The organism is Streptomyces durbertensis, assembly GCF_014156695.1.
Taxonomy (GTDB): domain Bacteria; phylum Actinomycetota; class Actinomycetes; order Streptomycetales; family Streptomycetaceae; genus Streptomyces; species Streptomyces durbertensis.
Genome location: NZ_WMLF01000041.1, coordinates 1 through 21467, shown reverse-complemented (window position 1 = coordinate 21467; position 21467 = coordinate 1). Strand labels below are relative to the sequence as shown.

The window sequence follows — 21467 nt, the reverse complement described above, 5'->3', positions numbered from 1 at the left end:
GCCCTCGCCCGCGACCTCAAGTACTTCCAGGAGGCCGGCTACAAGCCCCGCTTCCTCCGCGCCTTCGACCTCTTCCCGATGACCCACCACTTCGAATCCGTCGCCATCCTGGAGCCCGCCGAGAAGACCGGCTGACCCGCCCGCCCTCTCAGTTTCGCGGTTCGCGGGCCCCTGAGACGCCGGAAACGCCCGTCGTCTCAGGGCGGATGACGCGCAGTCGCTTGTATCGGTGACGGGGGGACCGGTCAGCTGCCGTAGCCTTCCCCGGCTGGCCGCTTCCGGTGACGATCGGGGTCGTAGACGGCGGTGAGAAACGGCGTGATCCCCAGCGCGAAGAAGCCGTACTCCAACTGCTGGTACCAGGCTCGCTCGTTCTCAAGCTCCTTGGAAACCTGGACGGGTACTCCGCCGGTGTGGTCGCCGGTCGCCACCATGATGACAAACGACCGTCCCTCGTCTGCCGGGTCGGACGGATTGCCGATCACCGTGAAGTCCCAGGTTTCCGCGCCGGGGACGTCCGATCCGGCATCCAGACGCCGCAGGACGAACGTCGGCTGTCGCAGCAGCACTCCGGACTGTGCCCGGACGGCCATCGTCTTCTGCCCCACGATCCGCCAGGGCGGCTCGGGACGCGTGTGGTGGACGTCGGAGAAGAGCTGGTTTCGCAGTTCCGAGTACTCGGCGGCGGTCTGGACCAAGGCCCTTGTGTCCGCAGCTAGTTGACGGCGGGTGTCGCAACTGTCGATCAGGCCGGCGAGTGAGTGGATCCTGTCCCGAACCCATGGTTTGAGGAAGCGTTCAAGGGCAGCCAGCCGGTAGGCGTCCTCGGCGGACTCGGCGACCAACAGCGCGCCACGCGCCAAAGCCTGGTACTTCTCCACGAGACCCACTCGGCTCCCCTTTCCGAGACCATGGTCACCACTCACCGTCTATCGACCAACATGCCTGCCCCGAGGCAGATCGGACAGAACGCGACGGCCCTGGCGAGCGCCAGGGACGGCTCGGCAGGGCCGCCGGAGGTCACCGACCGTCGTGCTCGGTCTCCACCCAGGAGTCGTCGAGGCCGCATCTCGTGCTGGTAGCGGGTGGGTCGCGTTCACGCAGCCGGCTTTGCTCGCCATCGTGACGCCCGGCGGGATCCTGCTCGTCCGGGCCCTCGTTCCACAAGGGTGGATGGTCACGGGGAGCTCGCGTCGACCGGGTGGCTCGGCGGGCGCGGAGCTGCCCGTCGTCCCGATCTCGGTCATCGACGACCCCGCCCCGCCAGAGGTGCTTGCGTAGCTGGCCGCCGCGCGGGCGGCGAGGTGGGCGTCGAGAACGTTGAACCGGCAACTGTCCATCGCCCGAAACGGATCTGCTGGTGGCGCTCACAGGGCTGGGTCCCCTGCGATCCGGCGGCCGGTAGTTGAGCCTAAGGACGCCAGCGCTTCCGGCAGGTGAGGGGGCGTGCTGAGCGATGTGTCGGGCGACTGTGTCGACGCCGATCGAGGCCCTGCACGGCTCGACACTCCACCGACCGCGTATCCGGTGGTTCACGACTCGTGTCCATCGTGGAACGGCCGGACGCCCGTGCCCGGGCAGCGCACTGTTCGGCGCACGGCGGACGGCTCCGAGACGTGCTGCTGTGTGGCGCTCAGTTCCCCGTGTACGTCGATCACTTGGAGCGCACGACCACCGCACATCCTGAAGCGTGCAACTTGCGTCACACCGTCACCAGGCACGTGTCGGTATCAGCCAGGCAGGCCGAAAGCGCGCTCTTTCCAAGTGCTTTGGCTCAAAAGGACCCTGAAAGGAAGGGATGCGCACGGACGGTGCCGAGGGGGAGCCGCGATGTCCGGACCGCTCTATGTTCCCGTTCTACCGACGAAGCCGCACGCGTCCGGGGCTCTGGGGCGGCTGTGGCCGGACGTGCGCGCCGCGCTCAGGCCGCTGTGGAACCTGCCGCCGCTGCCCGGGGTCTCCGAGGAGGCGCTGGCCACGGTGGTCGGAAAGTACGTCGGTCCGGTGAGTGCCGCGAGCCGTCACGGCGGATGGCTTGACGCTCCGTTCGGTGAGGAGGCCCAGACGGCCGCCCTCGCCGAAGCGCTGTCCGTGTACTGCGAGTGGGGGCGGCTGTTGCCGGTCACCGGGCCGGAGCGGACCGGGGCACAGCAGGCGGCGGCCGTGGGGACGGCCCGCCGCTGCCTGCGCGGACTGGGTGTGCGGGTGCGGGTGCCGGGGGAGTGGGACGGTGGTCTCGGCGAGGGCGTTCGGGGCCTGCTGGTGCGGATCGGTCCGGAGATACCCGTGGACCTGCTGCTCGACATGGGGGCGGTCCTCGACGACCGGCCCGACGCGGGGAAGGAGGCGCTGCGCGCTCTCGACGCGCTGGTGCCTCTGGCGGTCTGGCGGAGCGCCGCGCTGCTGGGCGGCGGCTTTCCCCGGGTGACTGCCGACATGCTGGAGAGGGGACCAGCCGAGGGGTCGCGGGCGGACTGGCGGATGTGGCACGAAGTGCGCGCGACGGGCAGGGCCTATGCCCCGCTGCTCGGCTACGGCGACTACGGGGTGCAGCACCCGAGCGCTCTCGCGCAGGTCCCGGCGCCGAGCGGGAAGGGCGGGCCGCCTTGGGGCGTGCTGCGCTACACGACCGACAGCTCGTACCTGTTCGTCAGGATGCTGACCAGGGGCCCTGACCGGATCGCCGTCAACCGTGCCGCTGCCCGCCGGATCACCGAACTGCCCGATTTCCGGGGCGGGGAGGCCGGGCCGGGCGAGGAGTGGCTGAGCGACTGCGCGCACGGACCGCTGTCGGACAGCGGGGGCGTGGGCGGTCCCAGGGAGTGGCTGCGGGCGGGCAACCTCCAGCACATGACGTACGTCGTGCGGAGCCTGTCCGGCGGCTGAGCGGGTCGCCGGGCAGGCTCCCCCCGAGCCCGCCCGGCCGTCCGGGGGCGTGTCTCAGTCGAGCAGCGGTGCGAGCGCGGGCTCGCCCGCGAGGATTCGCCAGGCGGGCACTCGTACCGTGCGGCTCACCGGGCCGGGTTTGGCGCCGTGTCCGCCGGAGGGCAGTCCGGTGAGCAGGTCTCCCCTGGCGTGGAGGAGCCGGAGGTGCCGGGCGGGGTCGGCGCCGGGTGCAGGGCCGGGGTCGATGAGCACGGCCGTGTTCTCACCGGCGTCGGTGAACAGCAGGTCGACCGGGTGTCCGCCCACCAGCGCGGCCCGCTCCAGGTCGGTGACACCGCGTCCGGTGAGGTAGGCCTGCAGGCGGTCGGTGAGGTCGGCGTGGGCCTCCGCCGCCGCCGGGCCGGGGGTGCCTGCCTCGTCTGTTGCGCCGCCGCCCGCTCCCAGCGGTGCCGAGCGTGCGGCGAGGAGGGCCGGCAGGCCGCTCTGCCGCTGCCAGAAGGCGAGGCCGCCGACGGTGATGAGCTGTGACTTGGCCCGGGTGATCGCCACGTTCCACAGGTTGACCTGGCTCGCGACCCAGTGCGTCGTCCGGGGCGGGGTGTTGGCCGCCGCGACCGGGCTCAGCACCATCACGTCGCGCTGCCCGCCCTGGAAGGTGTGGACGGTGCCGACCCGGACCCGGCTGTCGTCCCGCCACAGCCGGGCCAGCGCCTCCTTCTGCGCGCGGAACGGCGTGACGACTCCCACCGTCGTGTCCGGCGGGAGTCCCGCCAGCAGTCCGTCGACCACGCGCCGCACGGCCTCCACCTCCGCCGGGTTGCGCCAGGACTGCCCGTCGCCGCCGCGCGCCGACTCCCCGGACGGTACGTCGACCCAGCCGAGCACCGGTGCCGGGGCGGCCGCTCCCACCGGGTCGTGCGCCGGTACCTGCCGCCGCACGTCGGTCAGCACCCGCAGCCGGCCGCCGTAGCAGTGGCCGTTGACGATGTCGGCGATGCGCGGGTGGCAGCGGTAGTGCTCGTCGAGGAGCAGCGCGCCGTCGCCGTGCTGTTCGGCCGCGTGGTACGAGGAGTGCACGTGGTAGGTGAGGCGGTGGTGCTCCAGTTGGGCCGCGCTCAGCCCGGCCCGCTTCCGTGCCTGCCGCTCCTGCTGCGGTGACACGCCGGGGATGTGCCCGAGCTGCATGGGGTCGCCGATGATCAGTGCCCGGCGGGCCCGGAACAGCAGCGGCAGCACCGAGGGGATGGAGCACTGGCTCGCCTCGTCGATGACCACGAGGTCGAACAGGGTCGGAGTGAGTTCCAGTTGACGCACCGAGTGGGTGCTGATGGCCCATCCCTTGATGTGGGTCATCAGGTTCTTCTGGCTGCGCTGGTAGCCGGACCGGCGGCGGAGCGCCTGGAGCCGCTGGTTCATCAGCGCGGTCGCCCGGCCGAGGGCCTCGGTGGACAGAGCGTGGGACAGTTCCGCCGCCAGCCCGGTCAGGGTCTGGGCCGTCGCCAGCCGGGACTCCTTGAGCCCGTCCTCGTCCCATTCGCCGTGCCGGCGGACGAGTTCCCGCACCTCCCGCTCCACGGATACGACATCGGCCAGTGATTCCAGCAGCTCGGGAGGCACGGGCCGGTCCGTGGCCCAGTCCGGCCACGCCGGTCCGGATCCTTCCGGGTGTTCCGCCCCCGCCGCGACCAGCGCGGCGAGCACCCGCCCGCGCCGCCACGCCCCGAGCTGCCACCAGCGGGCCGAGGCCGCCTTCCGCGCCCGGTCCGCCCACCGGTCCAGCGGGGACAGACCGTCCGCGTCGGCCGTCCAGGCACCTTCGAGGAGGGGCAGGGGAAGCCCCAGGGCGGTGGTGCGCTCCTCCCGGTCGCGGAGCAGGCCCAGCAGCCGGGTCTCCTCACCGATCCGCTGCGCCGCCTCCTCCCGTAGCCGGTCGGCGGTCGTCCGGGTGTTGCGCAACTCGCCGCCCACGGTGGCCGATCCGCGTCGCGCGGTCCCGGCCGGTTCGGCGAGCAGCCGTTCCAGTTTGGCCGCCTCCCGCTCCAGCGCCTCCGCGTTGCCCGTCCGCATCAGCAGACCGGGCGCGATGTCGTCGCAGCGCTGGGCGACGACGTTCACGGCCTCGTTGTTCGTGGAGGCCACCAGCACCGACTGCCCGGCGGCGACGCAGGTGGTGACGACCGCCGTGACGACCTCGCTCTTGCCCGTGCCGGGCGGCCCCGTCGCCACCGTCAGCGGCTGGGTCATCGCCGAGGAGATCACCTGCTCCTGGCTCTCGTTGCAGGGCCCCGGGGCGACGGGTGTCACCGGGTCCGCCGGGGCCGTGACGGCGGCCGGCGCCTGCCGGGCGCCGCCGGCCAGCAGCGTGCCCAGGGCGGTGCCGGGAATCTGTTCGGTTTGCGTGGAGATCTTCAGGAGGTTCTGCACCAGCGCCTGGGTGGCCTTGGCCTCCGCGTCCGAGGGCACCAGCAGCACGGCCGCGTTGTGCGCGCCGGGCCGCAGTGCCTGCATGACCGTGCGGTCGCTCAGCGCGGACGGGTCCAGCGGTTCGAGCTCGGGGAGCCCCAGCTCGTCCAGCAGCTCCCGCACGGCGCGCAGCATCTGGACGTCGTTGCCCTCCTGCCAGGCCGGCTGCCAGCGGGCGACGAGGTCGGCGGCGTCGCCCGCGTCGAGGAGTTCCGAGACGACGCCGCTGTGCAGGGACGGCAGGCCGCTGGGCCGGAGCATGTCCTGGCCGTCCTCGTCCGGGGCCAACTCCATCGGTTGGACGAGCAGCGGCGCGAGCTCCACCGTCGCGCGCCGTCCCCGGCCGCCGTCCCGCGCGGGCAGCGTGATCGCCGGATACCCGTACCAGTACTCCTGCCGAGTCTCCGGCTCTGAGCCTGACCCGGACCCACCGCTGTGGGGCCGGGGCAGGGAGCCGGGCGCGACGATGTGCGGGCCCCGGCCCGACTGGATGGTCTCCTCGCCCTGGGCCAGCAGGAAGTACTTCTTGTTCCGGCCGGCGTCCCGGTCGGGCCGCATCCCGGCGGCTGCCTGCGCGGTGAGGCAGTCCGCGTAGTACCGCAGCAGCCGCTGCGGGTCGACGCCGTCCCGTTCGTCCGCCTCGGCCGCCTCCCGCGCCTTCAGCAGCGCGGGGGAGCGCCGGGCGGCCTCGGTGGCGTCGTGGGGCGGCGAGGGGAGCCGCACCGGTCGTGCCACCGACCGGGCGAAGGGCAGGCTGTTGGTGGCCCTGATCGTCGACTTGGTGGGCCGCTGCTCCTCCGGCACCCCGTTGCGGCTCATCTGGGCGTTGAGGTACTCGAACAGGTCGTCCGGGGTGATCCAACCCCTGTCCCTGATAAGCCCGTTGCGCAGCCCCTCGACGATCTCCCCGGTGAACCGGGACGTGCCGAGGCTGGACCCGGGCGGCGCCATCGCGGAGGCCGCCTGGAGGGCGTCGGAGGCGGTGATGAAGTACACGCCGGTCGGCCGCAGCAGCGTGCTCGGCGCGGGCCGGTCCGGCTCCCCGGCCGGGCCCTTGGCGGTCCAGCCCTGGACGACGGAACCGCTGGAGCAGCAGTCCAGCAGGACCAGTTTGGATGCCGCCCGGCAGGACTGGAGCATCCGCTCGAGGAACTCCGCCGGTACGGCCGTGCCCGGCAGGTCGGCGGGGTCGGTGTCCCGGGTCAGGAAGTACAGCTGGCCGTCCTGCTCGCAGTACTCGCCGTGCCCGCTGAAGTAGAGCAGCGCGGTCTCGCTGGGCTGTCGCGCCTCCAGGAACGTCTCGACGGCGTGCAGCATCTCCGCGCGCGTCGGTTCGGCGGCCACCGCGCACTCGTTGTACATGCCGATCTCGGTGTTCTCCAGGACCGCCCGCATGTAGTGCAGGTCGGCCCGCACCGCCGGGAGGTCCTGGTACGTGTCGCTGTCGTACGTGGAGACGCCGACGAGCAGGGCGTGGCGGTCGTTGTCGGTCATCGCCGCTCAGCCCGCCGCCGCGCCGTCGCCGTTGTTGTCGCTGTCGCCGTTGTCGTCGCTGTTGTCGTCCGCGAGGAACCGCTCGATGAGGGTGTCGTCCTCGCGGGCCTCCTTGCCGGTGACACGCAGGACCGCCCCGTCGGGCCGCTTGATCACGAGGGTGCGCTGCGGGATCCGCGCCAGCCACACCTGCACCAGCGCGGTGACGAGCGAACCGGCGGCCAGCAGCAGCCCGACGGTCTCGGCGGACGGGCCGCCCTTGTCGCCGTCGCCCGCCGGGACGCGCGGCCCGGGGAGGTCCAGCCTGGCGGTGGAGTCCGCCTCGGCGAGCGCGGCGAGCAGTTCGCGGGCTTCCTTGCGGGCGCGCAGCGGGTCCTCGTCGATGACGGAGATGCGGTATCCGGTGTGGTTCTCGGGCATGGCGGTTTTGTGCTCCCCCTGGGTTCACCGGCTCAGTGTCGGGCGAACGACACTAGCGCCCGACACTGACAGTGACGGTCCAGTAGGCCTGACCTGGCGGGGGCGTTGGCGTGAACTGGTCGCCGATGGCCGAGTCCCGCGCCTCTCACGCCAGGCGCAGTTCCGCCCAGATCGTCTTCCCCGGCGCGCCCTCGCGCGGGGTGACCGCCCACCGCGTCGCCAGCCCCGCGACGACAAGCAGACCCCGGCCCGACTCCGCGTCGCCGGGCGGCTCCAGGTCGGAGAGGACGGGCAGGCGCTCGGTCCGGGTGTCGGTGACCTCGACGCGCACGGTGTCGGGACCGTGGGTGAGCCGGAGGTGGAAGTCCCGCCCGACGACGTGCCCGTGCCGTACGGCGTTGGCGGTCAACTCGGCGGTGATCAGGGTGAGGGTGTCGTTGACCCGGCCGCCGTACGGGTGCCCCCACGTGTCGAGCCGGTGGGAGACCATCCTGCGGGCGAGGCGCGCACCGCGCGGGGAGGAGGTGAAGACCATCGCGAACTCGTTTCGGAGTCCGGCGCTTTCGGTCTCGGCGCCGGGGACGTGCGCTCGTGGGGTGGAGATTGGGCTGTTCATGTGGCCCACGCTGCCGCTGTCGTCCTAGCGTGACCAGATACGCCGCGCACACGGAGAGTCGCTGTAAGCGTCCGGTGCGCGGGTGTCGGTGAGACGGAGCGTGACGGCGGAGCGGGGGCCCGCGTTGGCCCTGGGAGGTGTTGGCGGGAGATGAGCGAACCGACGGGACTGGTGGACGAGGCGTCCGCGAGCGGCGACGACGGTGGCGGGGAGAGCCGGCGCGAACCGGAGGCCGGCTCCGGCGTCCTGCGGGCCTTCGGGCGGCAGTTGAAACGCTTCCGGGTGCGGGCGGGGATGGAACGGCCCGAGTTCGGGGCGCGGACGGGCTACTCGGTGTCGACCATCGCCGCGTTCGAGCAGGGACGCCGGGTACCGCCACCGAGGTTCATCGACCAGGCGGACGAGGTGCTGGACGCGGGCGGCGTCCTCCAGGAGATGAAGGAGGAGGTGGCCCGGGCCCAGTACCCACCGTTCTTCCGAGACGCGGCACGGCTGGAGGCGGAGGCTGTTGGGCTGCACGTCTATGAGATGTACGCCATTCCGGGCCTGTTGCAGACCGAGGAGTACGCACGAGCGGTGTTCTCCGTCCGCCGACCGCTGCTCGATGAGGACCGGATCGAGCAGGGGATGAGTGCACGTCTGGCGAGGCAGGCGATCTATGCCCGAAAGCCTGCGCCGCTGGTCAGCTTTGTCCTGGAAGAGTGCGTGCTTCAGCGGCCTCTCGGGGGTAGGGACGTACTGCGGGGCCAGTTGGAGCAGGTACTGCTCATCGGGCACAAGCGAAACGTCGAGATCCAGGTCATGCCGGTCAGTCGAGAGGATCATGGCGCGCTGGGCGGCCCGTTCACCTTGATCGATACGCCTGAGGGGCGGAGGATCGCCTATGCGGAGGTGCAGGGCGACAGTCGCCTCTACTCGGAGCAGTCGAAGGTCCGGGAGCTTGAGGCCCGTTATGGCATCCTCCGAGCGCAGGCCCTCACACCGAGTGAATCGCTGGCGTACGTAGAGAAGTTGCTGGGAGAGACATGAGTGTTGAGTCCGAACTGGCGTGGTTCAAGAGCAGCTACAGCACCGGGGACGGGGGGCAGTGCGTCGAAGTCGCCACCAGGTCACAGGTCGTCCACGTACGTGACTCCAAAGACATAGCCCGCCCTGGCCTTGCGGTCGATGCGAGGGCGTGGACTGTGTTCGTGGGTTTCGCTGCGCGGTAGTGCGTTGAGTCTGTCCGCGGCAACACGCCGGGGCAGACCGCTGTCCGGGGGAGGCGGTCGGCTTTCTGGAACGGGCCTCCCTAGCCCTTGGGGTAGAAGCGTCGTTCGGAGACTTTGGCTGTGACCAGCCGGGCGGCGAGCCGGGCCGCGAGCAGCATGATGCCGATGAGTTACCAGAGGACGACGGAGTGGTGGTTGGCCGACGGGAGGAGGCCGCTGAACAGCAGCGAGCCGGCGGCCAACACCAACTGGCGGGCGGTGAGGACCGTCGCCGCAGTGGCGCCGGAGTCGGTGCCACGGCGGCCAGGTCAGAACAGGCGTGAGGCGGCGGTCTCCTCGGGCTCCTCGAGGTCGAGAAGGGCCCGTTTGCGGGCGAGGCCGCCGGCGTAGCCGGTGAGGGCGCCGCCGGCGCCGAGGACCCGGTGGCAGGGGATCAGGATGCAGAGTGGATTGGCACCGACGGCCTGGCCGACGCGCTGGGCGAGCCGGACGTCGCCGAGCCGACGGGCCAGCTCGCCGTAGGTGGTGGTCGTGCCGTGCGTGACGGTGGCGACGAGTTCCCACACGTCGAGTTGGAAGGCGTCCCCGTGGGGCGCGAGGGGAAGGGCGAAGTCCCTGCGGCGCCCGGCGAGATAGTCGTGAAGCTGTCCAGCGGCGTCGTCGAGCAGACCGTCCTCACCGGGCGTGACGCGGGGCCCGAAGGCCTCCTGGGCGGGGCGGCGGGCGTGTTCGGCGAAGTACAGGCCGGTGAGGGCGCGCTCACCTGCGACGACGGTGAGCGCGCCGAGGTCCGTGTCGACGACGGTGTGGCGGGTGTCCATGGTTCGGTCCTCGGGTGGTGAGGGGTGTACGGGCTCTCGGGGTCTGGGAGTTGGTCGTCGACTGGCCGCGGTGGCCACCTCTCGTCCCGCGGGTGGGGCGTTGATCCTCAGGCCCCGGCGGGCTGCGGGGCGTTCCTGTCGATCCGGCCGAAGTCGGAGTCGCAGGGCCAGCTGCAGAACCCGGCGCGTTCGACGTCCTCGTAGAAGGGTGTGCCGTCGTCGCCGCGGTGGGCGGCGCGGTCGTGGTGGAGGTGCACAAGCGGGTCGCGGTGGCGGTCCATCGGGCCGTAGCGCTCGGCCCGCCAGACGAAGTCCTGGTCCTCGCCGCCCCAGCCGCAGAAGCGTTCGTCCATGCCGCCGATACGGGTGAAGAGGTCCTCGCGCAGCCAGACGCAGCCGCCGGGGGGCCGTCGCAGGTGGACGCCGCGCAGCCGGTCCTGGCCCGGGTCGGGGGCGCCGTCGAGGCAGCGGGCGCGGACGGCCTGCGCGCTGGCGGCGGCGTCGAGGAAGAGCATGTCCTCGAAGGGCCAGTGGGCCTGGGTCCCGGGCTGCCGGAACCGTTCGACGGCGCGTGCGACGAAGTCGCGGTCGACGAGGATGTCGCCGTCCAGCACGCAGACCAGTTCGGCGGGCCGGGCACCGTGCACGACGCCGACGTTGACGGTCCAGGACTTGTTGAACCGCCCCGGGTCGGGTGCGAACACGTAGCTGTCGCAGGCGTCGGCGAACAGTTCACGCCAGCGCGGCCGGGCGTCGCTCTCCACGACGACGACGCGGTAGCGGTCCCGGGGGTGGGACTGGTCGGCGAGCGCGTTGAGGACGGCCGCCAGGTTGCGTACCCGGCCCGTGACGTCGTCGGGCGCGCGGAACGGGATGACCACGGCGGCGTCCACGGGGTGCGCGCCGTGGTGCGGCTCGCGGGCGAGGGCGGCCAGCAGGCCGGTGGTGTCGGGCGCCTCGCCGGTCCGCGCGGGCCGGCCCGGCGCGCCGGGCTGCACGAGCAGCCGGGACAGCGACTCGGTGCGGGCGGCGGCGGCGCGCAGCGCGTCGACCGCCGTGCCCTCCCCGCCGGGCCGGCGCAGCAGGTCGGTGAGCGCGAGGGTGAGCCCGGCCGCGGCGGTGTTGTCGCTGGGGTCGTCTGCGAGTCGGGCGACGGCGGCCCGGACCCGGTTGTCGTCGAGGTCGCCGAGTGCCGTCGCCGTGGCGTGGTGGGCGTCGGCGGACCAGTCCCAGTAGTCGGGGCCGACCGCGCGTGCGGCCGGGTCGTGGACCAGTATCAGGCTGCTGGTGGCCGCGGCGGCCAGCGCGGCGGGGTCTGACGGACGGGCGGCGGCGGACATGCGGTCGTCTCCGGTCGGGGTCGGGCGATGCGTGTGTGGTGTGCCGGGCGGGTCGGCGGCTGGTCAGTCGGTGTCGGCGTCGCGGGACCAGCGCAGGGTGGTGAGGTCGGGGAGCACCAGGTCGGCGTGTGCGAGGTCGGCCTCGGGGTGGGTCGTGGTGAGGGCGACACAGCGGAGGCCGGCCGTTGTGGCGGCCCGGACGCCGGCCGGGGCGTCCTCGAAGGCGAGGCCGTCGGCGGGGTGGACCCCGAGGGCGTCGCAGGCGGCCAGGTACCCCTGCGGGTCGGGCTTGCCCGCGCTGACGTCTTCCGCGGTGACGAGGACCTGGAACAGTCCGGCGCCGCCGACGTGGTCGAGCAGTTCGGTGGCGTGGGCACGCAGGCCGGAGGTGACAACGGCGAGCGGCACGCCGCGGGCGCTGAGGTCGGCGAGGAGTTCGGCGGCGCCGGGGACGGCGAAGGGCGGCGGGATGTCCGGGCCCATCAGGTAGCCGCAGGCCTCCTCGAACAGTTCCTCGACGGTGCTGCCGGGGAAGCGGTGGACGTGGTCGGCGAGGGCCTCCTGCCCGCGCCGACCGACGAAGGTCGCCAGGGTCGCGTCGTCGCAGGGCAGGCCGTGCGCGGTGAACAGGCGGGTCCAGGCGGCGCGGCTGCGGTGCTCGGTGGCGACCAGGGTGCCGTCGAGGTCGAACAGCGCGGCTTTGGCGTGGAGTTGGTGGAGTCGGGGCTGGGTCATCGCTGGTGGTCCTTTGCCGTGCGTGCGTGGTACGTCGGGGTCGTCGCGAGGCGGGCGCGGGGGCCGGTCAGTCGGCGTCGGGTGTGGAGAGGCCCGGGCGGTCCTTGGTGGGGAACACCGCGCCGGGCGTGCTGGTTGCGCCGGCCGGGTCCGGCGGTTCCGCCGCGCCGGCCGCGTCCACCGCGCCTCTCGGGTCTGAGGGGGCTGACGGATCTGACGGGTCCGAGGGGCTCGGCGCGGTGGCGGCGGCGCGCAGGGCGGCGAACGCGCACAGCCCGGTGACCAGGGCGAGGCCGGCGCAGGTGAGGGTCCAGGCGGTGGCGGGGCCCGCGCGGTCGCTGTCGTTGAGCCAGGAGTAGCCGGAGCCGAACAGGGTGATCCCGATGACGCCGACGACGGTGGAGAGGGTGTTGACGGTGCCGCTGAGCGTCGAGGCGTGACGCGGGGGGACGGCGGTGGTGAGGAGGTTGAGCAGCGAGGTGTGGGCGAGGCCGAGGCCGAAGCCGCCGAGGCACAGCGCGGCGGTGAGCGGCCAGACGGCGGTACCCGGCCCGGCCGGCACCACGGGGGCGAGCCCGTACGCGACGGTGAGCATCGCGCAGCCGGCGAACGGCAGGAGGCGGGCGACGGCGCGCGGTGAGCGGCCGAGGACGGGGCCGGCGAGGCCGAAGGCGAGCACCCAGCCGAGGGGGACGAGCCCGGCCTGCCAGGCGGGGAGGTCGAGGTGTTTCTGCAGGTGGAGGGAGAGCAGGTAGAGCATGGCGATGTACGTCAGCGTGGTGCCGGCGTACGCGGTGAGCGACCAGCGGACGGCGGGTGTGCTGAGCGGGCGGAGGTCGAGCGCGGGCTTGCCGCCGCGCGCGATGACCCGCCGTTCGGTGCGGAGGAACTGGACCGCGAGCGGCACGGAGGCGAGCAGCAGCACCCAGATCCAGTCGGGTCGCTCCAGGCTGAGCGGGATGAGGACGCTGAGGGTGGTGGCGGCGAGCAGCACGGTGCCGGGGATGTCGTTGCCGCCGCGTCCGGTGCGGGTGGGGGCGGGCCTCTCGCGCGGCAGCAGGGCGAGGCCGAGCAGGAGGACGAGGGCGCCGACGGGCACCTTGAGCAGGAAGACGGCCCGCCAGCCGGTGTCGAAGAGGTTGGCGGAGACGATCACGCCGCCCAGGACCTGGCCGAGTGCGGCGCCGCCGGAGAGGGTGACGGCGTGCCAGCCGAGGGCGCGGGCACGGGCGGTACCGGTGAACCAGCGGTGGATGCCGACCAGCACCTGCGAGATCATCAGCGCGGTGGCGGCTCCCTGCAGGCAGCGGCCGGCTATCAGGGACGCGATGTCGGGAGCGAGGCCGCAGGCCAGGGAAGCGATCGTGAACAGGCTGAGGCCCCACAGGTAGACCCGGCGCACCCCGTGGTGTTCGCCGAGTCGCGCGGCGGGGGCCAGGAGCACGGCGGAGCACAGCGCGTACGCGGTGACCATGAGGGTGAGCTGGGAGCTGTCCACGTCGAGGTCGGCGCTGACGGCGGGGGCCGCGAGGTTGACGATCGCCAGGTCGATGTTGGCCATCGCCTGGCCGATCAGCAGGACCAGCAGGGCGGTGCCGCCGGTCCTGGTCCGCCCACCGGTGGTGGTGTGCACGATGGCGCCCCTTTCGCTCCCCGCCGGGGAGGTCGGTTGTCCTGGGTGGAACACCGACCGGAGCGGTCGGGTTGCGGCCGGTCCGGTCGGGCGGCGTCCTCGGGTCAGCCGGTGGCGTCCAGGTCGAGGTCCCGGTAGGTGGCGGCCCAGGGGAGGCGGGCTTCGAGGGCGGCGGCGGCGCGGACGACCAGGGCGTCGCCGCGGCGGCGGGCGGCCACCTGCAGGCCGACGGGGACGCCGTTGCGGGCCCGGCCGACGGGCACGGAGGCGGCGGGGCTGCCGATCAGGTTGTAGGGGCTGGTGAGCGACCAGCCGACAAACGGGTCGACGGCTTCGCCCTCGACGGTGTCGGGGCCGACGGTGTCGCGTCCGGCGGAGTTGGGGACGCCGGCGACGGCGTTGACCGGGCTGACCACGAGGTCGTAGCGGTCGAACAGCGCCTCGAAGGCGTACAGCACGCGGGTGCGGTCGAGGTCCTCGAGTCGGAAGTCGACGGCGCTGAGGGATTCGCCGACCCGGACCGAGTCGAGGTAGCCCTGGTCGATGGAGCCGGCGTAGGCGCCGAGCAGGTCGATGCCGTTGTCGCGCGAGATGGCGGCGGACTCGGCGTGGGCGACGGACAGGTACCGGCGCCACATGGCGGTCAGTTCGGCGTGCGGCAGGGGGAGTCGGAAGTCGACCTCCTCGACGGTGGCGCCCGCCTCGCGGAGCGCGGGCAGGGCGGCCCGGACGGCGGTCTCCACCTCGGCTTCGACGGGGTAGCCGCCGAGGTCGGGGCTGTAGGCGACGGTGAGGCCGGTGAGGTCGCCGTGGAGTTCGTCGGTGAGCTTCTCGGGGGCGGGGTAGGAGTACGGGTCGTACGGGTGGGCGCCCGACATCAGGTCGACACCGAGGGCGGCGTCGGCGACGGTGCGGGCGAGGGGCGCGTAGCAGACCATCGGGTTGTAGCGGCGGAAGGCGTTGGGCTTGGCGGGCACGGGGACCCGGCCGAAGCTCGGCATCAGCGAGAAGACTCCGCAGAACGCGGCCGGCACCCGCAGGGAGCCGCCGGCGTCGGAGCCCTGGGCGAGCGGCACCATGCCGGAGGCGACGGCGGCGGCGCTGCCGCCGGAGGAACCGCCGGCGTTCATGGCCCGGTTGAAGGGTGTGGAGGCCGGGCCGAACAGGGCGCTGTCGGTGGTGGCCTTGAAGCCGAACTCGGGGGTGTTGGTCTTCCCCACGACGATCGCGCCGGCCTGTTCCAGCTTCTCGACGCACAGGATGGTCTCCTGCGGGACGTCCTCCGCGAAGACCAGGGAGCCGCGGGTCGTGCGGACGCCGGCCACCGGGTCGAGGTCCTTCACGCCGATCGGGACGCCGTGCAGGGGGCCCGTCCTGCTGCCGTCGTCGAGGGCTCGTTCGGCGGCGGCGGCCCGCTCCAGGGCGCGTTCGCCGCAGACGGTCACAAAGGCGTTGAGGGCCGGGTTGGTCTTCTCGATCCGGTCCAGCGCCGCCTGGACCGCCTCGACCGGGGAGACCTCGCGGTCGCGGATCGCCTGGGCGAGCCGGGTGGCGCTCAGTTCGGTGGTTTCGCTCATCTCACGCCTCGCATGCATGGGTTCGTCGGATGGATCTGTCGGGCCGGGCGTGAGGGGGAACACCGGGTGCGGCGGTCGGGTTGCGAAGTGGGCCGCGCGGGGCCGTGCAGGACCGTGCCGGACCGGGACGGGTCGGGGCGGACCGTGCGGTCTCGCGCGTTTACCTCAGAAACGGTGAGCAATCAAGGCTTACCGAGTGGTGCTCGACCGGTTACTCTCGCGGCACATCTATAGGTCTAGACCTATCGGAGGTCGCGGTCATGGAGGTCTCGTCCCGTTCCCCCCACGTCCGGGTCGACGGCTCGGCCGGCCCCCGCCCGGACCTGCTGGAACTGTTGGGGCAGCGCTTCACCCGCGTGGAGCCGCGGGACCGGGCGCTGGCCTATGTGCGAGCCCTGCTGGCCGACCCCGCCCGGGGCAGCGCGGCGGAGATCGCCGTACGGGCGGGCGCCGACAGCGCGTGGAGCACGCAGCGGCTGCTCACCCGCGCCGTGTGGGACGCCGACCAGCTGCGCGACAGTGTCCGCGCCCACGTCGTCACGCTGTTGGGGGCTTCCGGGCCCTGCCTGGTGCTGCGCCGGCACGAGACGGCGCGGGCGGGCAGAAGCGCGGTCGCGGTGACCCCTACCGGGGCCCGAGGGACGGGGCGGGAGCGCAACACCCAGGTCGCCGCCCTGCTGTGCTACGTCTCGGGGGGTGTGGGCGCGCTGATCGACCGGGAGTTGCACCTGCCGCCGCAGTGGGTGTCGGACCCGGCGCGCTGTGCGCGGGCCGGGGTCCCGGCGGAGCACGTGCGGGACCGTGGCATGGCTGATCTCGGACAGCGGATGCTGGAGCGCGCGGCGGCGGCCGAGGTGCCCGTCGACTGGGTGGTCGCAGGCCCGGACTTCGCCGACCCCCGGCTGCGCCAGTGGCTGTGCCGTCGCAGGCTCCCGTTCTGCGTGGAACTCCCGCAGCTGCCGGGGCCGGCACCGGAACCGGAGGCCGCGACGCCGCGCGTGGAGGCGGGCCGGGAGGAGGCCTGGCACTTACTGGGCAGAGGACTGGGGCCGGTCTACGGGCGCCCGGCCCCGGGGTTCCGGCTGACCCTGCTGGCCCGCAGGCAGGCGTCGGGGTACACCTCGCGCTTCCTGCTGCACGCGCCGGTCACCGCTCCGGGTGTTCCGGCGGCGCGGGCGACGGCGGCCGCGGGCGCGGCCGCCGCCCGGGCGGTCCGCGAGGCCGACGAGCGAGCGGGGCTGAGCAGTCATCAGGTGCGGAGCTGGGTGGCCTGGTACCGGCACACCACCCTGGCGATGACGGCCGCCGCCCTCCGACTGGAGGGGCGACTGGAAACGCCTGCTCGAAAGGTGTCTCGAACCCCACGCCCGGCCGATTCGGAAGGCGGTGTTCCGGACGATTCGGAGCTCGACTCGAAGGCGTAAGTACCGTTCGTTTCAAGGGTGCTTGCCACTCCGACTCGGGGAGTGCTCTAATCGGCCTGGACGAAAGCAAGCCACTTCGACGGAAAAGCGCCGCACGAGTCCTCGTTCTTCGCCCTGCCGAATCCAGTCGATATCCGGTGACGACATCCCGCCTGCCAGTGACTCGTGGCGAGTTGATTTCGGCATGAAGTCCTGCGGGGTGTGTTCCTCCGGTTGAAGTAGCCGCGGTTTCCACGCACGCGTGTCTCGAAAGTCATTCCTGTCAGGAGTCTGAGAATCGACATGCCCAGGTTGACGAGTGTCACCAGTCCGACGGCTGAGGGGGAGGTCCGGCTGGCGCTGGCGGGACTGCGCGCCAGGGCCCAGGAGTTGAGCCGGGTCGCGGAGGCGACGGCGCGGGTGCTCGCCGCGCCGGAGGGCCTGTCGACGGCGGTCCCCGAGTTCCGGGACTTCGCCCGCGAGGCGGTGCCGCGCTGGCACTTCGCGATGCTCAACGACCACGAACGCAACGACGCGTTGGCGACCGCGTTGGAGCGGGTCGTCCCGCGGGGCGGCACGGTGCTGGACATCGGCGCGGGCACCGGCCTGCTGGCGATGATGGCGGTGCGCGCCGGGGCCGCCCACGTGTACAGCTGCGAGGCCAACCCGCTGATGGTGGAGGTGGCCCGGCAGGTCGTGGCGGCCGAGGGCTTCGCCGACCGGGTGACCGTGCTGGCGTGCCGCTCCGACGAGCTGGCGGTCGGCCGGGAACTGCCCCGACGGGTGGACGCGGTGATCTCCGAGATCGTGGACTGCGGCCTGATCGGCGAGGGCATCCTCCCCTCGATCCGTCACGCCCGGCGCGAACTGCTCGCCGCGGACGGCGTGATGCTTCCGCAGCGGGCCAGGCTGCTGGGCGCGCTGCTGCAGAGCGAGAACGCGGTGAACCTCAACCGTGTCAACCTGGCCAGCGGCTTCGACGTGTCGCGGCTGAACACCTTCGCCACCCCGGGGCACTTCCCGATCCGGCTGCACACCTGGCCGCACCGCACCCTCTCGGAGCCGGTCGAGCTGGTGTCCTTCGACTTCGCCACGGGCCCGCTCGGCCCCGGGGAGCGCGGACTCGCCGTGCCGGTACGCGAGTCGGGGACGGTGCACGCGCTGGTCGCCTGGTTCGAGATGGACCTGGGCGGCGGCGTCACCCTGCGCAACTCGCCGGAGAACGTCGGCTCCCACTGGATGCAGGCGCTGATCCCGCTCGCCAAGCCCGTCGAGGCCGAGGCCGGCTCCACCGTGACGCTCGACCTCGTCTGGAGCGAGACCAGCCTGTCCCTCGCGTGACCACGGCGCGACGCCGCCGGACCGAGGTCCCACCCACCAGCGGAAGGCACACCCGATCATGTCGCACACCCCTGTTCCCCACGAACCGTTCGAGCTGCGCGGTGACGCGCTGCGCGAGGCCGTCCTGGCGTACGCCGCCAACCCGCTCTACACGGACAACGAGGAGTGGGAGAACTCCGACAACCCCTACCGCCGTCAGCTCCGCCCGCAGGTGCTGCCCTACCTGGACTTCGACCGGGTGCCGGGCCGCGAGCGGATCCTGGAGTACAGCAGCCTGGCCGCCCAGCGCCTGCTCACCAGCATCTACGAGGCCGACCTGGTGTTCTTCCCGAAGGCCGGGCTGGGCGAACTCGCGGAGGACTTCCGCCGCTACTACAGCCCGGGCAACCGGGCCCGCGGCGAGCTGATCCGACCGGCGCTGGAACGTTTTGCCTTCGGCTTCCTCGACGAGGAGGTGGAGGTGAGCGGGGACTGGACGACCGAGGGCCTGCTCGCCTACCTGGACGAGCTGGACGTCTACGCCCCGGGAGAGCCGTCCGCCGCCGAGAAGGCGATCCGCGACTCCTCCGATCCGCAGCGGGCGGCCCGGATGTGGCTGATCCAGTTCGCCCCGGACTTCCTCTCCGAAGCCTCTCCCATGGCCCGGAACGTTCTCGGCTACTACGGCGACGAGCAGTCCGAATGGTTCAAGATCCTGATCGACGAGTACGGGTACGGCGTTCACGAGACAAAGCACAGCACCCTTTTCGAGGCCACCCTCGAATCCGTCGGGCTCGGTGCCGACCTGCACCGGTACTGGCAGTACTACCTGGTATCCAGCCTGGCCCTGAACAACTACTTCCACTATCTCGGAAAGAACCACGAGCACTTCTTCCGCTACGTCGGCGCGCTGTACTACACCGAAAGCACCCTCGTCGACTTCTGCCGACGCGCGGAGAACCTCCTCAAGGACGTCTTCGACGGCAGCGCCGACGCCCGGTACTTCTCCGAGCACGTCCACATCGACCAGCACCACGGCCGGATGGCACTGGAGAAGCTGGTGAAGCCGCTGATCAAGCGTCACGGCGAGCAGATCATCCCGGAGATCGTGCGCGGCATCGAGGAGTTCCGGCTGCTGAGCACGATCGCCGACGAGGACTTCGCCACCCAGATCGCGTGGATGGACGACGCCGACCGGTACAAGGAACTGCACGACCCGGTGTACGAGGCGATCCGCGAGGGCCGGGTGACCCCACCGGTGGCCGACATCGTGGAGCCCTACGGCGAACTGTCCAACACCCACAGCCACGAGGGCGACGAGCTCTGCCACATCGTCAGCGGCACGATGCGGTTTGTCAGCGGCTTCAACTCGTACCGGATCCTGGAGGCCGGCGAGGGCACGGTGATCCAGCGCAACCGACTGCACGGCGCGATCATCGAGTCCGAGGAGTGCGTCTACCAGATCTTCTCGGTCGGAGACCACCGCGCATGCCTGTCGTGACGTTCAAGGTCAGCGGCGCGGACAACTGCGTCCGGGTCGCCGACCTGCCCTACGTGTACATCCGCACCGAGACCGGCGGCTCCGTGCTGCCCGCCTCCTGCCCCCACCGGGGCGGCCCGCTCAACCTGGCCACGGTCGACGCGGCCGGACGGCGACTGGTGTGCCCCTGGCACGAGCGCGGCACCTCGCTGAGCAGGCTGCGCCGCCAGGTGCCGGCGGTCCGCTCCGGGGACACCGTGACCGCGGTGCTGCCCGGCCCCGCCGACGTCCCCGTCGAACACTGCCACCTTCCGCTGTCCCCGGCGCTCGCCGCCGGAGCGTGACCCGCCGGAGGGCGGCCCCCGGGCCGCCCTCCGCAGACAGGACCCCCGTTGAGCCCCGCGCACCCCGCACAGCCGGCCGTCATCGTCGACCCGTTCTCCTCCGGCGCCCAGTACGCGCCGGAGTTCGCCGCGTTCGGTGTCCCCTCGCTCGCGGTCAGCTCCCTGCCGGAGGTCCCCCCGGCCTACGCCGACTCCTGGGACCCCACCCGCTACCAGCGGTTGCTCGCCCACGACGGCGAGCTGGAACGGCTGGTCGCCGAACTGCGCCCGCTCTCGCCGCTCTGTGTGATCGCCGGCGCCGAGAGCGGCGTGGAACTCGCCGACCGCCTCACCGAGCGGCTGCTCCCGGACCAGGCCAACTCCCCGGCGCTGTCCGCCGCGCGCCGCGACAAGGGCGCCATGGCCGAGGCCCTGCACGCCGCCGGCGTACCGGCGATCCGTCAGATCTGCACCGACGACCCGGAGGCCGTACGGGCATGGATCGACCGGGAGGGCCTGCACGGCACCGACCTGGTCGTCAAACCGCCGAAGAGCGGAAGCACCGACGGAGTCACCCGGGTACCGGCCGGCGCCGACTGGCGGGCCCCGTTCGACCAGCAACTCGGCCGCGTCAACCTGTGGCAGAACCTCAACGACCGGATGATGGTCCAGGAATACGCCCACGGCACCGAGTTTGTCGTCGACACCTTCAGCCACCGGGGCAGGCACACGGTCGCCGACGTGTGCCGCTACGGCAAGGTCGACAACGGCGCGCAGATGGCCGTCTACGAAAGCCTCACCTGGGTCGCGCCCGAGGACCCGGCGGTACCCGTACTGACCCGCTACGCCGAGGCGGTCCTCGACGCGGTCGGCCTGCGCAACGGCGCCGCGCACATCGAGATCATGCTGACCGCCGAAGGTCCGCGACTCATCGAGATCAACTCCCGCCCGCACGGCGGCGGACACCCCGCGTTCAACCTCACCGCGACCGGGGACAGCCAGGTACACCGCGCGGTCCGCTGGTTCGCCCGTGGAGAGGCCGCCCCCGAGAGCTACCGGCTGCGACGCCACATGACGGTCGTGTTCCTCATCGCCCGCCGGGCCGGCATCGTCTCCAACACCGCCGCTCTCAAGGGGATCACGGACCTGCCGTCCTACCACCACTCGGCCGTCCGCATCCAGGACGGCGACCGCCTCGAGACCACCCGGGACCTGCTGGCCACCCTCACCCTCGGGTTTGTCGTGCTCGCACACCCCGACGCCGCCCAGGTCGCACACGACACCGCCGCGGTCCGCGCCATGGAGGCCGCCCTCGTCGTCACCCCCGAGCCCGAGCCCGAGCCCGACCACGGCCACGAGCCCGGGTCCGAGTCCGAGCCCGGCCACGAGCCCCGCCCCGGGCCGGTGGCCGTCGACGCCGGCGGACACCGGTGAGTTCGACCGCCCTCGCCGTCGCCGCCAGCCCGGCCTTCCTGGCGAGCTGTACGGCGGTGGTCTGCAGCCCGGGACCGGACAGCATGCTCGTACTGCGCCTGGTCAGCCACACCCGGCGGCGCCCGCCGGTGCTGGCGGCCGCCGCGGGCATGCTGGCCGCCGGCGCCGGATACGCGGCGGCGGCGGTCACCGGCAGCATGGCCGTGGTGCTGCTGCACCCCGAGCTGTTCCTCGCCTGGCAGGCGGCCGGCGCGCTGCAACTCCTGAGCACCGAGTGGCTGCGGGTCGCCGTCGTGTGCTCCGTGGTGGTC

At 72.5% G+C, this 21467-nt stretch carries 17 protein-coding genes and 1 pseudogene; 9 read left to right on the top strand and 9 right to left on the bottom strand.

The features are described 5' to 3' along the window. Window positions 1–245: 245 nt before the first annotated feature. On the bottom strand, window positions 246–890 hold the full coding sequence (locus GL263_RS04915) for a hypothetical protein (protein WP_182854321.1): 645 nt from the start codon (window positions 888–890) through the stop codon (window positions 246–248). Between the two features lie 940 nt (window positions 891–1830). Between GL263_RS04915 and GL263_RS04910 the strand changes: the two genes are divergently transcribed. Then, a complete protein-coding gene (locus tag GL263_RS04910) occupies window positions 1831–2886 on the top strand; it encodes a beta family protein (protein WP_182854320.1) in 1056 nt (351 codons plus the stop codon). Between the two features lie 54 nt (window positions 2887–2940). Here the strand turns inward: GL263_RS04910 and GL263_RS04905 are convergent, their stop codons facing one another. From GL263_RS04905 to GL263_RS04895, 3 genes are all read right to left on the bottom strand, one after another. After that, on the bottom strand, window positions 2941–6843 hold the full coding sequence (locus GL263_RS04905; RefSeq protein ID WP_182854319.1) for a caspase, EACC1-associated type: 3903 nt from the start codon (window positions 6841–6843) through the stop codon (window positions 2941–2943). A 6-nt stretch (window positions 6844–6849) separates the two neighbouring features. Then, window positions 6850–7263 (bottom strand): effector-associated constant component EACC1, encoded by a 414-nt coding sequence (locus GL263_RS04900; RefSeq protein ID WP_182854318.1) that lies wholly within the window; start codon window positions 7261–7263, stop codon window positions 6850–6852. Window positions 7264–7408: 145 nt separating this feature from the next. After that, window positions 7409–7879, bottom strand: a complete 471-nt coding sequence (locus GL263_RS04895; RefSeq protein WP_182854317.1) for an ATP-binding protein — start codon at window positions 7877–7879, stop codon at window positions 7409–7411. Window positions 7880–8029: 150 nt separating this feature from the next. Between GL263_RS04895 and GL263_RS04890 the strand changes: the two genes are divergently transcribed. Together GL263_RS04890 and GL263_RS04885 are read left to right on the top strand one after the other, a co-directional pair. Beyond that, window positions 8030–8908, top strand: a complete 879-nt coding sequence (locus GL263_RS04890) for a helix-turn-helix domain-containing protein (protein WP_182854316.1) — start codon at window positions 8030–8032, stop codon at window positions 8906–8908. Next, window positions 8905–9090: a DUF397 domain-containing protein gene (locus tag GL263_RS04885; protein WP_182854315.1), complete on the top strand. Its 186-nt coding sequence runs from the start codon at window positions 8905–8907 to the stop codon at window positions 9088–9090. The genes GL263_RS04890 and GL263_RS04885 overlap by 4 nt, the downstream gene beginning before the upstream one ends. A 308-nt stretch (window positions 9091–9398) precedes the next feature. Here GL263_RS04885 and GL263_RS04880 read toward each other — a convergent pair whose 3' ends face one another. The 5 genes from GL263_RS04880 to GL263_RS04860 all read right to left on the bottom strand — a co-directional run bounded on the left by GL263_RS04880 (window position 9399) and on the right by GL263_RS04860 (window position 15196). Then, window positions 9399–9911 (bottom strand): methylated-DNA--[protein]-cysteine S-methyltransferase, encoded by a 513-nt coding sequence (locus tag GL263_RS04880; protein ID WP_182854314.1) that lies wholly within the window; start codon window positions 9909–9911, stop codon window positions 9399–9401. A 107-nt stretch (window positions 9912–10018) separates the two neighbouring features. Next, complete coding sequence (locus tag GL263_RS04875) at window positions 10019–11251, bottom strand: glycosyltransferase family 2 protein (protein ID WP_182854313.1); 1233 nt, start codon at window positions 11249–11251, stop codon at window positions 10019–10021. A gap of 63 nt (window positions 11252–11314) precedes the next feature. Continuing rightward, window positions 11315–11986 (bottom strand): HAD family hydrolase, encoded by a 672-nt coding sequence (locus tag GL263_RS04870; RefSeq protein WP_182854312.1) that lies wholly within the window; start codon window positions 11984–11986, stop codon window positions 11315–11317. Between the two features lie 67 nt (window positions 11987–12053). Further along, window positions 12054–13619 (bottom strand): MFS transporter, encoded by a 1566-nt coding sequence (locus GL263_RS04865; protein ID WP_182854311.1) that lies wholly within the window; start codon window positions 13617–13619, stop codon window positions 12054–12056. A 104-nt stretch (window positions 13620–13723) separates the two neighbouring features. Beyond that, entirely contained in the window at window positions 13724–15196 is a 1473-nt protein-coding gene (locus tag GL263_RS04860) for an amidase (protein WP_182854310.1), read from the bottom strand. Window positions 15197–15456: 260 nt separating this feature from the next. Between GL263_RS04860 and GL263_RS04855 the strand changes: the two genes are divergently transcribed. From GL263_RS04855 to GL263_RS04830, 6 genes and pseudogenes are all read left to right on the top strand, one after another. Further along, a complete protein-coding gene (locus GL263_RS04855) occupies window positions 15457–16620 on the top strand; it encodes an IS701 family transposase (RefSeq protein ID WP_182854309.1) in 1164 nt (387 codons plus the stop codon). A 282-nt stretch (window positions 16621–16902) separates the two neighbouring features. After that, on the top strand, window positions 16903–17940 hold the full coding sequence (locus GL263_RS04850) for a class I SAM-dependent methyltransferase (RefSeq protein ID WP_228456108.1): 1038 nt from the start codon (window positions 16903–16905) through the stop codon (window positions 17938–17940). A 58-nt stretch (window positions 17941–17998) separates the two neighbouring features. After that, on the top strand, window positions 17999–19420 hold the full coding sequence (locus tag GL263_RS04845; protein WP_182854308.1) for an iron-containing redox enzyme family protein: 1422 nt from the start codon (window positions 17999–18001) through the stop codon (window positions 19418–19420). Then, a complete protein-coding gene (locus tag GL263_RS04840) occupies window positions 19408–19743 on the top strand; it encodes a Rieske 2Fe-2S domain-containing protein (RefSeq protein ID WP_182854307.1) in 336 nt (111 codons plus the stop codon). The genes GL263_RS04845 and GL263_RS04840 overlap by 13 nt, the downstream gene beginning before the upstream one ends. A gap of 48 nt (window positions 19744–19791) precedes the next feature. Then, window positions 19792–21156 carry an ATP-grasp domain-containing protein gene (locus GL263_RS04835; protein ID WP_182854306.1) on the top strand — a complete coding sequence of 455 codons (1365 nt, stop codon included), beginning with the start codon at window positions 19792–19794 and terminating at the stop codon, window positions 21154–21156. Then, window positions 21153–21467: pseudogene (locus GL263_RS04830) on the top strand (hypothetical protein); the annotation flags it as partial. The gene GL263_RS04835 and the pseudogene GL263_RS04830, both read left to right, overlap by 4 nt.

Coding starts and splice junctions, on each gene's coding strand:
- GL263_RS04910 (WP_182854320.1), top strand. CDS start 1,831: ATGTCCGGACCGCTCTATGTTCCCGTTCTACCGACGAAGCCGCACGCG.
- GL263_RS04905 (WP_182854319.1), bottom strand. CDS start 6,843: ATGACCGACAACGACCGCCACGCCCTGCTCGTCGGCGTCTCCACGTAC.
- GL263_RS04900 (WP_182854318.1), bottom strand. CDS start 7,263: ATGCCCGAGAACCACACCGGATACCGCATCTCCGTCATCGACGAGGAC.
- GL263_RS04895 (WP_182854317.1), bottom strand. CDS start 7,879: ATGAACAGCCCAATCTCCACCCCACGAGCGCACGTCCCCGGCGCCGAG.
- GL263_RS04890 (WP_182854316.1), top strand. CDS start 8,030: ATGAGCGAACCGACGGGACTGGTGGACGAGGCGTCCGCGAGCGGCGAC.
- GL263_RS04885 (WP_182854315.1), top strand. CDS start 8,905: ATGAGTGTTGAGTCCGAACTGGCGTGGTTCAAGAGCAGCTACAGCACC.
- GL263_RS04880 (WP_182854314.1), bottom strand. CDS start 9,911: ATGGACACCCGCCACACCGTCGTCGACACGGACCTCGGCGCGCTCACC.
- GL263_RS04875 (WP_182854313.1), bottom strand. CDS start 11,251: ATGTCCGCCGCCGCCCGTCCGTCAGACCCCGCCGCGCTGGCCGCCGCG.
- GL263_RS04870 (WP_182854312.1), bottom strand. CDS start 11,986: ATGACCCAGCCCCGACTCCACCAACTCCACGCCAAAGCCGCGCTGTTC.
- GL263_RS04860 (WP_182854310.1), bottom strand. CDS start 15,196: ATGAGCGAAACCACCGAACTGAGCGCCACCCGGCTCGCCCAGGCGATC.
- GL263_RS04855 (WP_182854309.1), top strand. CDS start 15,457: ATGGAGGTCTCGTCCCGTTCCCCCCACGTCCGGGTCGACGGCTCGGCC.
- GL263_RS04850 (WP_228456108.1), top strand. CDS start 16,903: ATGCCCAGGTTGACGAGTGTCACCAGTCCGACGGCTGAGGGGGAGGTC.
- GL263_RS04845 (WP_182854308.1), top strand. CDS start 17,999: ATGTCGCACACCCCTGTTCCCCACGAACCGTTCGAGCTGCGCGGTGAC.
- GL263_RS04840 (WP_182854307.1), top strand. CDS start 19,408: ATGCCTGTCGTGACGTTCAAGGTCAGCGGCGCGGACAACTGCGTCCGG.